Below are 11,887 nucleotides of genomic sequence, written 5' to 3'. Positions count from 1 at the left end.
TGGGTGACCAGCCTGCCACGGCGCGGGTTACGGTCTGGGGATGACGACTGCCACGGTTGGCTCGGGTGTGGGTGCGCTGCTGCGGAGTTGGCGCGGCCGGCGCCGCATCAGCCAGTTGGAACTGGCGCTGCGGGCCGATTCGTCCGCGCGGCACATCAGCTTCATCGAGACCGGCCGGGCCCGCCCCAGCCAGGAGATGGTGCTGCGCCTCGCGGACCACCTCGACATACCCGTACGGGAGCGGAACGCGCTGCTCGTCGCGGCGGGATACGCCCCGCACTACCCGGAATCCTCGCTGGACGACCCCGCGTTGTCCGGGCTACGCGCCGGCCTGGACCGGCTGCTGACGGCCTATGAGCCGTATCCGGCGCTGGTCATGAACGGCACGTACGAGGTGGTGGCCGCCAACGCCGGTACCGCGATGCTGCTCGCCGGCCTGCCCGCGCACCTGACGCACCCGCCGGTGAACGCCATGCGCGTGACGATGCACCCGGAGGGCATCGCGCGCCGCATCCTCAACTACCGCCAGTGGCGCGGGCACCTGCTGGAGCAGATGGAGCGCCAGCTCGCGCTGCTCCGCTCGGAGCCGCTGCGCACACTGTACGAGGAGGTCAGCGCCTATCCGCTGCCGCCGGGCAGCGACCGGCGGACCACCTCCGACGCCACACACGTGCCGTTCGCACTGCCGATGGTCATCGAGCACGACGGCCGGGTGCTGTCGTTCATCTCGACGGTCACGACGTTCAACACGCCGATGGACGTGACCGTCTCCGAGCTGGCGGTGGAGACCTTCCTGCCCGCCGACCCGGAGACGGCCCGCTTCCTGCACGAGGCGCGCCCCTGACGATCGCCGGCATGCCGGTACGCCGGGGGCCCGTGCCGGCGCGCTCAGGCGGCGGGCGCCCGGTCCAGGAAGCCGAGCACGGCGCGGGCGCGGCCGTCCTCGTCCAACGTCATCACGTCGGACCCGGCCGCCGGCGACGAGCCGTCGGCGTCCGAGACCAGCTCCCAGGAGAACCGCACGATGTGGTGGTGCCCGTCGACGGTGCCGGTGCCCCGGAACGTGTAGCCGGCGTACTGCTCCCGCGCCCCGGTGATCACGGCCGCGAGCTGGGCGTGGCCGCTGACGTCGCACAGCGGGTCGGTGTACGAGCCGTCCTCCGCCCACGCGGCGGCCACGGCGCGCTCCCGCTCGGCCGGGTCGGCGGCGTTCCAGGCGGCGAAGTAGCGGTCGACGGCGGCCTCGTAGTCGAAGCCCTGGCCCTCGGTCGCGGGGGTGGTCGGGGTGGTGGCCTGGGACATGAGGTCCTCCGCGGTTGGTGAGAGCGGCCCGGACGGGCCGCGGACGGCTGAGCGACTCCCGTCGGTCCCGTCCGCTGCGGGACGGGCGAGGGAGGCGGGACCCGATCCGGAGTGCGCCGGACCGGGTCCCGTTGCCCTCACTCTGCCGGGCGGCCGGCGCCGGGGCGATTACCCCGGAGGTCATGGTGCGCAGGCCGGGCCTGGGACGCGGGTCGCGGCGGGAGCGTGGTGTGGCCCGTAGATGTCGGCCGGCCGCCGCGCGCGGGCGAGGCCCGGCGCCCGCCCGGGCCACGCCGGAGCGGGGCCACGCGGCCGGGGGTGGGTGGGGACGGCCGGGGCCCGGTCAGCTCGGGATGTCCTGCTCGGCCCAGACGATCTTTCCGGTGGAGGTGCGGCAGGAACCCCAGCGGCGGCAGAGCATGTTGATGAGCTGGAGGCCGCGCCCGCCCTCGTCACTGACGTCGGCGTGCTGGATCTGCGGCAGGTCGGGGCCCGTGTCGGAGACCTCGATCATGAGCCGTTCGCCCTGGAGCAGGCGCAGCCGGCCCGGGCCCTGCCCGTACCGCAGGGCGTTGCCGACGAGTTCGCTGACGATCAGCTCGGTGACGTCGGCGAGCGCGTCCAGGTCCCACTGGGCGAGCTGGTCGGTCACGTGGCGGCGGGCTTTCGAGGCGGCGGTGCCGTCGGGGGGCAGGTCCCACACGGCGAGCCGGACCGGCGTCTCGCCGTCGGACGCTGCGGTGAGCAGGACCGCCTCGTCGAAGCGCCGGTCGCTGCCGGGCAGCGCGGTCAGCAGGCTGCCGTCGTCCAGGCGCTGCGGCGGCATCTGCGCCACGGTCTCCAGGAGCCGCCCGAACTGGGTGTCGGGGTCGTCGTCCCGGGTCTTGATCAGGCCGTCGGTGTAGCAGATCAGCCGGCTGCCCGGCGAGACGCGGACGCGCAGCGGGTCGTACGGGATCACGCCGGCGCCCAGCGGCGCGCCGATGGGCACGTCCACGTAGGTGGGCTTGCCGTCGCCGTCGACCAGCAGCGGGCGCGGGTGGCCGGCGCTGGCCAGCGTGTACGTGGAGTCCGCCAGGTCGTAGACGGCGCACAGACAGGTGGCGACCTGGTCGTCCTCCAGGTCGCGGGTGGCCAGGTCGAGCCGGGCCAGGACGCGGTCGGGGGCGGTGTCGAGCATCATCAGCGTGCGGGCGACGGTGCGCAGCCGCCCCATGGTGGCCGCCGCGGACACGCCGTGCCCCATCACGTCGCCCACCACGAGCGCGGTCCGCCCTCCGGGCAGCGCCATCAGGTCGTACCAGTCGCCGCCCACGCCGCGGGCGTCCGCCGCCGGCGCGTAGCTGGTATGCACGGCCAGGCCCGGGGTGTGCGGGGCGGCGCGGGGCAGCAGGCTGCGCTGGAGGGAGATCACGTGCTCGCGCTCGCGCCCGTAGAGCCGGGCGTTGTCGATGAACACCGCCGCCTTGGAGGCGAGCTGTTCGGCCAGGGCCAGGTCGGTGGCGGTGAACGGCGGGCTGCTGCCGGCGCGCACGAAGTCGGCGCTGCCGAGCAGGAGGCCGCGGGCGATCAGCGGGACCGCCATGTAGCTGTGCACGTTTCCGCGGCGCATCTTGTCCGCGGCGCTGTCGGTGGAGGCGACCCGCGAGAAGTCGCGGTCGGTCATCCGGGAGACGAGCACCGGCTTGCGCTGGGCCAGGCACACGGTGGTCAGCAGCGTGTCGCGGTGCTTCTCGTCGCGGACGATGATCTCGCCGACCGGGTCCGGCTCCAGGTTGGTCAGCGCGTCCACGGCGCGGACGGCCATCGCCCGCCGCGTGGCGAGCTTGGCCCCCTCGGCCCGGCGGTCGCCCTCCTCGCCGCGCAGCACCACCTCCAGCAGGTCCACCGCCACGGCGTCCGCCAGTTGGGGGACGACGAACTCGGCCAGCTCCTGTGCGGTGCGCCGCAGGTCGAGGGTGGTGCCGATGCGCGTGCTGGCGGCGCTGAGCCAGGCCAGCTTGCTGCGCGTGGTGAACTGGCTCGCCGCGCCGCCCTGGTCCTGGCTCACGCGCACGCGGCGGCGCGCGGCGCCCCGGCCGCGGGCGGCACTCTGCGTGGCCAGCCGACTGGTCAGACGCCGAGTGCGGCTGCCGTCGTTCACCGTGCTGGCCTCCCATCGCGCCCAGGCCGCCGTCGCCTTACGAGTGTGCCGGCAAAGCGGCGTCCGCGCCGCCCGGGCGCCGTCCACGGGTGGCTGTTCGAGGTTGTTGTCGGGACAGCGAGCGTATGTCGCTCTCCTGCAATGTTCAACGGCTCGGACCCGCTCCGGCCACCCTCGTGACACTTCCGACCTGCTCGGGGAGCCCTTCGTGGAGGCTGAGCGGGGCGCTCGGATTCCCGCTGTGCGCCCCCCGGTGCGCGGGTGGCGCCGCCGATGCGCGGGTGGCGCCGCGCGCCACGGGCCGCGCGTACCTCGGTCTGCGCGTACCTCGGTCTGCGCGTGCCTCGGTCGCCAGGGGCGGCGTCAGAACACGGGCAGGGCGACGCGGATCTCCTTGCCGCCGCCCGGGCACGGGGTGACGTGGACCTCGCTGGCCAGCCGGCGGATCATCGGCCAGCCGTAGCCCCCGACGGGGACCGGGTCGTCCGGGGTGCGTGGTTTGACGAAGGGCAGGTCGTCGCTGTGGTCGCGTACGGCGATTCGTAGCCCGTCGGCGTCGAGCGCGGCCCACAGGCCGACGACGCCGCCGCCGTGCCGGATCGCGTTGGTGACCAGTTCCGAGGTCACGAGCAGCACGTCCGCCATTCTCTCGGTGGCTGGCCCGGCCTCGCCGTGCGCCGGCTCCCGTGCGCGCACTAGGTCCTCGATCAGGCACCGTGCCTCGCTGGCACTGCGCGGAATGGCGAATCGACTCCGGACGGGAGGTCGCACGCGGCTACACCTCGTGGCGTCCATACCGTCACCCCCGTACTGACGTGTGTTTCCGTTGTGATGCGGCTGCCCGCTCGTGCCGGCCGCAAGCCGGCACATCCACAGTTTGTACACGCTGTGCCGGCCGTCGTGCCCGCCGGAGCCGTGTTCGTAGGGCCGCTACGGCCCTCCTGTCGTGGTCCGCCGAAGGGCCCGCCGGCCGACCGGCCAGCCAAATTGAAAAAGATGGGCATGACCGGGATACGGGCGGGTAGGCGACGCTCGCCACCGAGAACGGTGGTCAGCGACAGCGGATTTTCGGGGAGGACTCATGACGGCGCAGGTCATGGCCCAAGCGATGAACACGGCCCAGGTGGAGCCCGTATCTCCCTTGGAGACCAGCGGAAACGCCCCGGAGTCGGGCGGAGGTCTGCCGGAACTCGCCGAGCCGCACAAGCTCGCGCCGAAGGACGCCCGGTCGCTTTCCAAGCTCTTCTTCGACCGGTTGACCGTCCTTGAAGAGGGCACTCACGAATACCAGTACGCGCGCAACACGCTCATCGAGATCAACATGTCGTTGGTGCGGTTCGTGGCGAAGCGGTTCAGCCACCGCGCCGACGAGATGGAGGACATCGTCCAGGTCGGCATGATCGGCCTGATCAAGGCCATCGACCGGTTCGAGCTCTCCCGCGAGGTGGAGTTCCCCACCTTCGCCGTCCCGTACATCGTCGGCGAGATCAAGCGCTTCTTCCGGGACACGAGCTGGTCCGTGCACGTCCCCCGGCGCCTGCAGGAGGCCCGGATCGAGCTGGCCAAGGCCTCCGAGGAGCTGAGCGGCCGGCTGGGGCGCGCGCCGACGGTGCGCGAGCTTGCCGAGGTGCTGGACATGACCGAGGAGCAGGTGATCGAGGCCCGGGTGGCGGCCAACGGTTACAACTCGGCCTCCCTGGACGCCGCCATCAGCGGCGACGACCAGGACAGCGCGGCGGCGCTGGCCGACTTCATCGGCATGGACGACCCGGCCATGGAGCTGATCGAGGACTTCCATTCGCTGGCGCCGCTGATCGCCGAGCTGGACGAGCGGGAGCGGCGCATCCTGCACCTGCGGTTCGTCGAGGAGCTGACGCAGGCTCAGATCGGTGAGCAGCTCGGCGTCTCGCAGATGCACGTCTCGCGACTGCTGTCGCGCATCATCAGCCGGCTGCACCGCGGACTGCTCACCTCACGCTGAGCGCGCGGACCGCGCGGGCGGGTACGGCTGCTGGCGGCAGGTGACGCACCCGCCCACGGCCCCGGTATCGGTCGGGACACCAGGTCCCGACCGATACCGGGGCCGTGCCGCGTCCGGACGGCGGTGCCACCCCGCGCCACCGCCCGCCTAGCCGGCCGGGGCGGCGGAGGCGCGGCGGCGCGCCGGGGCGCGCCTCCGCGGGTCGCCGCGTGCGCGCGCGAGGGGGCGCGCCGGGGCGCGTCCGCGGGGGCCATGGCGTGGCGAACGGACGCGGCACCGCGTGGCCTGGTCGAGTACCGCAGGGGCCGCGGGGCGCTCGATTCGCGGGGGTTGTCCCCCGATGGCTGTCACAGAGGCGTTACGGAGTTTTCCGGGCGGATTGGCAACCGCCGTTCCCGATATCCGCTCTTCCCCCTTGACAGCCAGCGCACGGAGGAATCGCCATGCTTCACGCCCGACGCCCGCAGTACCGCACCTCGCTCCAGCACCGCCGTACGGCGGCCCTGGCCGGCACGGCGGCGCTGGCTGCCGCCGCCCTGACCGCCTGCTCCAGCGCGGACGCCAACACGGCGTCGGACAAGCCAGCGACGGTGACGGTCAACCTCTCCGGCTCCCAGGTCAAGGCCGGTGAGCAGGTCAAGGTGACGGCGCGGGGCGGCAAGCTGACCGAGGTGACGGTCGCCGACACCAAGGGCACCAAGCTGACCGGGCGCCTGGCCAAGGACGGGACCTCGTGGACCTCGGACCGGAAGACCGCCCCGGGCGCCAGCTACACCGTCACCGCGCAGTCCACGGGCGACGGCGGCGCGAAGGACTCGAAGACCTCCTCGTTCCGCACGGTGGCCGCGGACAAGGTCAACAAGTTGGACTGGCGGCCCGGTGCCAAGTCCACCGTGGGCGTGGCCCAGCCCATATCGCTGGTCTTCGACCACCCGGTCAAGAACAAGGCCGAGGTGGAGAAGCAGCTCAAGGTCGAGACGTCGAACAACACCGAGGGCTCCTGGGGCTGGATGCAGGACTGGTCGGGCAAGGACCGGGTGGACTGGCGGCCCAGGGAGTACTGGCAGCCGGGCACCAAGGTGAAGCTGAAGGCGCAGCTCGCGGGCGTGGACTCGGGCGAGGGCGGCTGGTTCGTCCGCGACTACGCGACGGACTTCACCGTCGGCGAGCGCCAGGTGGTCTCGGTGGACCTGGACACCAAGCAGCTCACCCTCACCCGGGGTGGCCAGCGGGTGCGGACGATCCCGATCTCGGGCGGCACCCCCGGCGGCGACAAGGCGTCCTGGCGGGGCACCACGGTGCTGATGTCCAAGGAGGGCACCATCAACATGAACTCCGAGACGGTGGGGCTCGGCAACTCGTACAACAAGATGGTCGACTACTCGATGCGGTTGAGCTGGTCGGGCACCTACGCGCACGCCGCGCCGTGGAACGCGGCCTACTTCGGCCGGGCCAACCACAGCTCGGGCTGCATCGGGATGAGCGACGCGGACGCCGCCGCGCTCTACGGGCAGGTGCGCGTCGGCGACCCGTTCGAGATCAAGGGCCAGGAGACCAAGGGGCTGATCGCGCCGAACAACGGCTTCGGCGAGTGGAACCTGAGCTGGGACGCGTGGCAGGCCAAGAGCGCGCTGCGCGGCTGAGCCCGCGGCGCGCCCCGCGGAGGCGCCCGCCCCCGCGCGTCCCCGGGGGGCGGGCCCGTGACGCCGGTGGTCCCTGACTGCGGTCAGGGACCACCGGCGTTTTCGTGTGTCGTGACGCGTTCATGCCCGACATATGCGGGTCGGCACACATTCGTACGTCATTTCGATACGTGACGGTCGAGGGCGGCCCGGCAGGCAACCCCGTTGAGCCCTGCGGCATCTCTCAGCACGCCAGGGTGGCCCTCAGGTGGCCACCGCAGAACGACGCGGGACCACTCAGGTGCACAACTCCTCACGTACCGGCATAGCGCGGCGCTCGGCGCTGGTCGGCTTCGCGGCCGTCGCCGCCGCCACCGCCGCCGGGTGCGCGGGCGGTGCCTCCTCACACCCGCGCCCCGTCCACCGGCCGGTACGGGCCGTCGACCCGAGCTCGACCGACGCCTACGCGAGCGGTGGCGAGCCCACGCTGCTCCAGGTCATGGCCCACCCCGACGACGACCTGTACTTCATGAACCCGGACGCCGAGCACCTGGTGCGCGCCGGCGTGCCGGTGGTCTCGGTCTACGTCACGGCCGGCGAGGCGATCGGCAAGAACTGGGTGCCCGGCATGCCGAAGCCGGTGCTCGACAAGGCCGCCTACTCCGCCGCCCGGCACCAGGGGCTGCGCCAGGCGTACGCCACCATGCTCGGCCTCGACGCCTTCACGCCCTGGCGGACCTCGGTGCTCGACCTGCCCGGCGGCGTGCGGGCCGAGACCAACGTGCTGACCAACGGCCGCCGCCGGGCCCAGCTCGTCTTCCTGAACATCGCGATGCTCTCGCCGGGCCAGGTGCGCATCCCCGCCCTGTGGGCCGAGCCGGGCGCGGTCATGCGCAGCCTGCCGGCCACCGGCTCGCCGTGCCAGGACGTGAGCACGTACGACCACGACACGCTGGTCGACGTGCTGGCCGCCATCATGGACGGCTGCCGCCCCACGGTGATCCACACCCTGGACCCGGACCCCGAGTTCCAGGCCCACGACGCCGCCCACCCCAAGGACAACGACTACGGCTCCTGTTCCGACCACCGGGACCACACCCCGACCGCGCTGTTCACCTGGAAGGCCATGTCGCAGTGGGTGGCCGACGTCACCCGCCGCGAGCGGCGCGCGCCGCGCTTCACCACGCTCGCCTTCCGCGGCTACTACAACCAGCGCTGGCCCCACAACCTGCCGCCGAGCGTCGTCGCGGACAAGCTGCGCCTGGTGGACGCCTACGGCGGCGACCCGCGCTGGGAGTGCGGCAACGCGGCCGGCTGCGGCGACTACGGCCAGGGCGGCGGCCGGGCGCTGCGCAGCCGCAAGGCGTGGATCCGCTCCACCCACCACCGCTACCCGGGCCCGCAGCTCGCCCTCGGCACCGACCGGTCGGGCCGGCTGACCGCGTACGGCGTGCTCGGCACGCAGGCCGCCCGCTGGCGGGAGACCGCGCCGGGCAGCGGGCGCTTCGCGGCGCCGCGCAACCTGGGTGGCGGGCCGCTCGCGCCGACCCTGGCGCAGGTCACCGACGCGGCCGGGCGCACCGTGCTGTTCGGGCTGCGCTTCGCGCGCCTGGAGGGCCAGGGCGGCGCCAACACCCGGGAGATCGTGGCCCTTGAGGAGCGCTCGCCCGGCGGCGCGTTCGGCCGCTGGCGCAGCCTGGGCACGCCCGAGCCACAGCCGGTGCGCGGACGCCGGGTCGGCACTCCGGCCGCGGTCGCCACGCCCGACGGCCGGGTGCACCTGTTCGCCCGTACGGCCGCCAAGGGCCTGGCCACGCGGGTGCGCTCGGCCGGCGGCCAGTGGGGCCCGTGGCAGAACCTCGGTGGCGGCGGCGTGCAGGACGGGCTGTCCGCCGTGCTGGACGCCGAGCACCGGGTGCACGTCTTCGCGGCGGGCCACGACACCGTGCACCACTGGTCGCAGGACGCCCCCGGCGAGCCCCTCACTTTCCAGCCACTCATCGGGTTGCCAACGCCCGGCCACCAGCCGGGCGTGGTGTCGGCCCCCGACGGCTCGCTGACCGTGGTCTACCGCGCGCCCGCGGCCGCGCGCCCGGTGGCCTACCGCTTCACCCCGACCAGCGGCGGCCGGGCCCGCCGCCCGGCCGCCGACGCCGCCGCGCCGCACGCCACGCCGCTGCGGGAGTTCGACGGTTACGGGGCGATCGGCACCGGCGTGCTCGCCGCGCGCGGCGGCGGGGACACCGTCGTCCTGCTCGGACGGGCCACGGACGGACGGGTGCAGTTGCAGAAGGGCCTGACGACCGGGGCCGCGCCGGTGCGCGCGCCCGCGGGGCCGCTGCCGGTGGGTACGAGTGCGCTGGTCGCGGGCGTGGATCAGCAGGTGTACGTGGCCGGGATGGGGGCAGGCGCCGCGCCATGGGTCTGGCAACCCCACCCGACATCGGATGTCTGACTTCCGGACCGGCTGCGGCGGACCAGGGGCCTGGCATGTCAGCATGCCCGGAATGGATTCCGCGTTCAGCGGCCCGGGCTTCGAGGAGGGGAAGACGATATGCGCCACGCCGACCGAGGCGGTGTCGATGGGGCGACCCACCACAAGCGGTCGGCGCCCAGACTCTACGTCCTCGACGGGCTGCGGCTCGTCGCGGCTCTCATGGTGGTGCTCTTCCACTACGTCGCCCTCTACGGCGGCTGGGAGAACAACCCGCGCGCGGTCTTCCCCTCGCTGCACGCCTACGCGCGCTACGGCTGGCTCGGCGTCGAGGTCTTCTTCCTGATCAGCGGCTTCGTGATCTGCATGAGCACCTGGGGGCGTTCGCTCGGTGACTTCGTGGTCTCCCGGGTCTCGCGGATCTACCCCGCGTACTGGGTGGCGGTGCTGCTGACCGCGGCCGTCGTCACGGTCTGGCCGCAGGTGCGCAGCGTCGCGGGCTGGGGCGAGGTGGTGACCAACCTGACCATGCTCCAGCAGGGCCTCGGGGTCTCGGACGTGGACGGCGTGTACTGGACGCTGTTCATCGAGCTGAAGTTCTACGCGCTGTTCGCGGTGGTGGTCGCCACCGGGGTCACCTACCGCAAGTGCGTGATGTTCTGCGGCATCTGGACGGCGGCGGCGGTGATCGCGCCGACGGCGGACAACACGCTGCTCGACATGTGGGCGATGCCGCTGTACTCGCCGTACTTCGTGGCGGGCATCGCCTTCTACCTGATGCACCGGTTCCGGCCCACGGCGCTGCTGTGGGGCATTGTGCTGTTCTCGCTGCTGCTGGCCCACCACCACCTCGGCGAGCGGATCACCGACAACCTGGCCGACCCCGAGCAGTCCATCGCGCACTGGCCCGCGCACCTGATCGTGGTCCTCGCCTTCGGCGCCATGGCGCTGATCGCGCTCGGCGCCTTCGACCGGGTGCGCTGGCGCTGGCTGGCAACGGCCGGGGCACTCACGTACCCGCTGTACCTGGTGCACATGTACATCGGCCTCACGATGATCCACTGGCTGCGGGGGCTGCTGCCGGCGCCCTACATCGTGCTCATGGTGGTCGTGGTGATGCTGCTGGCCGCGTACGCGCTGCACCGCTGCGTCGAGCGCCCGCTCGGCACCTGGCTGCGCGGGGCGATGCGCCGGGGCATCGACGACATGCGGCGCTACTCGGCCCCGCGTGCGGCGACGGGCCGGCCGGCGGACCCGGACCGCGTGGGCGCCACCGCTCCCGGCACCACGACCGCTGACCGGGCGGTGGCCACCGGCGTCGGCCCGGGCGCCGGCCCGGAGTCCCTGGTGGCGGCGGAGCGACCGGTGCGCGAACGGGTGTGAGCACCTCGCGGGGCGGCACGAGACCGAGCACCGCCCCGCGAGGTCGCGACAGCGCCACGGGCCGCCCGCCCGTGGCGCCATCGCGCTCCCCCGCCGCCCACTCCCGACCCCGGTCACGCTCACACGGGCGGAGCACGACGTTCACCCCAGACTGAGCAGGACCACCGCGGCGCCCGAACCCACCAGCCCCACCGCCTGTGCGCGGGCGACCTTCTCGCGCAGGACCGTGAGGCCGAGGACTGTCGGGACGGCCGGGTAGAGGGAGGCCAGCACGACGGCGACGGCCAGCATCTGCAGGCGGGTGGCCCAGAGGTAGAGGATGAGGCCGAGGGCGGCTCCCGCGCCGATCAGGACGGCCAGGGCCGACGACCTCGCGGACTTCCCGAACTCGGACGTGTGTCGCCAGGTGGCCGGCAGCAGGAACAGCACCGCGGCGAGGCGGCCGACGGCCACGGGCCAGAGGCCGCTCGCCGGAGCCGCCTGGGCGAGGGCGACGTACTGCACGGCTACCCCCAGGCTGGCGACCAGGCCGTCCGTCGCCACCGACCCCGACCCGGTTCCTCCGTCGTCGCCACGATCGGTGCCGCCGGTGGAGACGAGCCACAGGGCGGGCACGGTGACGCAGATGCCCAGCCAGGCCAGCGGGGTGGGGCGGTCCCCCAGGAAGCACACCCCGCACACCACGGACAGGGCCACCCCGGTGACGGCGCTCACGGGTATCACCACGCTCATCGCGCCGCGGCTCAGACCTCGGTTGAGGAAGTGCATGGCTGTGGCGCTGCCCACACCGGAGAGCGCCCCCCACGCCAGGTCGGCTGAGCCGACCGCTTCGGCCGGTAACAGCAGAGCGGCCGCGAGCGCGAGCAGCAGACCTCCGACCTGCCCGAGGAAGGTGACCACGGCGAAGTGGACCCGGCGGGACAGCAGTCCGCCGGCGAAGTCGACGAAGCCGTAAGCGACCGCGGAAGCCAACGCGAGAAGAGCACCCATCCGCTCCGTGTGCCCGATGCCGTCGCCCCGAC

At 73.2% G+C, this 11,887-nt stretch carries 9 protein-coding genes; 5 read left to right on the top strand and 4 right to left on the bottom strand.

All coding sequences use genetic code 11. The features are described from left to right. Positions 1 to 40: 40 nt before the first annotated feature. Complete coding sequence (locus OYE22_RS28365; protein WP_277323043.1) at positions 41 to 844, top strand: helix-turn-helix transcriptional regulator; 804 nt, start codon at positions 41 to 43, stop codon at positions 842 to 844. A 44-nt stretch (positions 845 to 888) separates the two neighbouring features. On the opposite strand, the gene OYE22_RS28360 is transcribed toward OYE22_RS28365, so the two are convergent. From OYE22_RS28360 to OYE22_RS28350, 3 genes are all read right to left on the bottom strand, one after another. Continuing rightward, a complete protein-coding gene (locus OYE22_RS28360; protein WP_277323042.1) occupies positions 889 to 1,302 on the bottom strand; it encodes a nuclear transport factor 2 family protein in 414 nt (137 codons plus the stop codon). 343 nt (positions 1,303 to 1,645) lie between these two features. Beyond that, positions 1,646 to 3,352, bottom strand: coding sequence for a SpoIIE family protein phosphatase (locus OYE22_RS28355; RefSeq protein WP_277323041.1), 1,707 nt, complete (start codon positions 3,350 to 3,352; stop codon positions 1,646 to 1,648). Between the two features lie 456 nt (positions 3,353 to 3,808). After that, a complete protein-coding gene (locus tag OYE22_RS28350; RefSeq protein ID WP_277323040.1) occupies positions 3,809 to 4,240 on the bottom strand; it encodes an ATP-binding protein in 432 nt (143 codons plus the stop codon). Between the two features lie 313 nt (positions 4,241 to 4,553). Here OYE22_RS28350 and OYE22_RS28345 point away from each other — a divergent pair, with 313 nt between their 5' ends. From OYE22_RS28345 to OYE22_RS28330, 4 genes are all read left to right on the top strand, one after another. After that, complete coding sequence (locus tag OYE22_RS28345) at positions 4,554 to 5,426, top strand: RNA polymerase sigma factor SigF (protein ID WP_277324366.1); 873 nt, start codon at positions 4,554 to 4,556, stop codon at positions 5,424 to 5,426. 443 nt (positions 5,427 to 5,869) lie between these two features. Next, positions 5,870 to 7,069, top strand: coding sequence for an Ig-like domain-containing protein (locus tag OYE22_RS28340; protein WP_277323039.1), 1,200 nt, complete (start codon positions 5,870 to 5,872; stop codon positions 7,067 to 7,069). A 247-nt stretch (positions 7,070 to 7,316) separates the two neighbouring features. Beyond that, positions 7,317 to 9,503: a PIG-L family deacetylase gene (locus OYE22_RS28335; RefSeq protein WP_277323038.1), complete on the top strand. Its 2,187-nt coding sequence runs from the start codon at positions 7,317 to 7,319 to the stop codon at positions 9,501 to 9,503. 99 nt (positions 9,504 to 9,602) lie between these two features. Further along, the gene (locus OYE22_RS28330; RefSeq protein WP_277323037.1) at positions 9,603 to 10,865 is read left to right on the top strand and encodes an acyltransferase; all 1,263 of its coding nucleotides are present in this window, start codon (positions 9,603 to 9,605) and stop codon (positions 10,863 to 10,865) included. A gap of 141 nt (positions 10,866 to 11,006) precedes the next feature. Here the strand turns inward: OYE22_RS28330 and OYE22_RS28325 are convergent, their stop codons facing one another. Further along, entirely contained in the window at positions 11,007 to 11,855 is an 849-nt protein-coding gene (locus tag OYE22_RS28325; protein WP_277323036.1) for an EamA family transporter, read from the bottom strand. Between the last annotated feature and the right edge of the window lie 32 nt (positions 11,856 to 11,887).

It is taken from the genome of Streptomyces sp. 71268, assembly GCF_029392895.1.
Classification (GTDB): domain Bacteria; phylum Actinomycetota; class Actinomycetes; order Streptomycetales; family Streptomycetaceae; genus Streptomyces.
Note: the sequence above shows the minus strand (reverse complement) of the source record. Positions and strands in the feature narration are given on the sequence as shown.

Bases quoted from the DNA above. Each gene is read 5' to 3' on its own strand.
- OYE22_RS28330 (WP_277323037.1), top strand. From the start codon at position 9,603: ATGCGCCACGCCGACCGAGGCGGTGTCGATGGGGCGACCCACCACAAG.
- OYE22_RS28360 (WP_277323042.1), bottom strand. From the start codon at position 1,302: ATGTCCCAGGCCACCACCCCGACCACCCCCGCGACCGAGGGCCAGGGC.
- OYE22_RS28365 (WP_277323043.1), top strand. From the start codon at position 41: ATGACGACTGCCACGGTTGGCTCGGGTGTGGGTGCGCTGCTGCGGAGT.
- OYE22_RS28350 (WP_277323040.1), bottom strand. From the start codon at position 4,240: ATGGACGCCACGAGGTGTAGCCGCGTGCGACCTCCCGTCCGGAGTCGA.
- OYE22_RS28325 (WP_277323036.1), bottom strand. From the start codon at position 11,855: ATGGGTGCTCTTCTCGCGTTGGCTTCCGCGGTCGCTTACGGCTTCGTC.
- OYE22_RS28340 (WP_277323039.1), top strand. From the start codon at position 5,870: ATGCTTCACGCCCGACGCCCGCAGTACCGCACCTCGCTCCAGCACCGC.
- OYE22_RS28345 (WP_277324366.1), top strand. From the start codon at position 4,554: ATGAACACGGCCCAGGTGGAGCCCGTATCTCCCTTGGAGACCAGCGGA.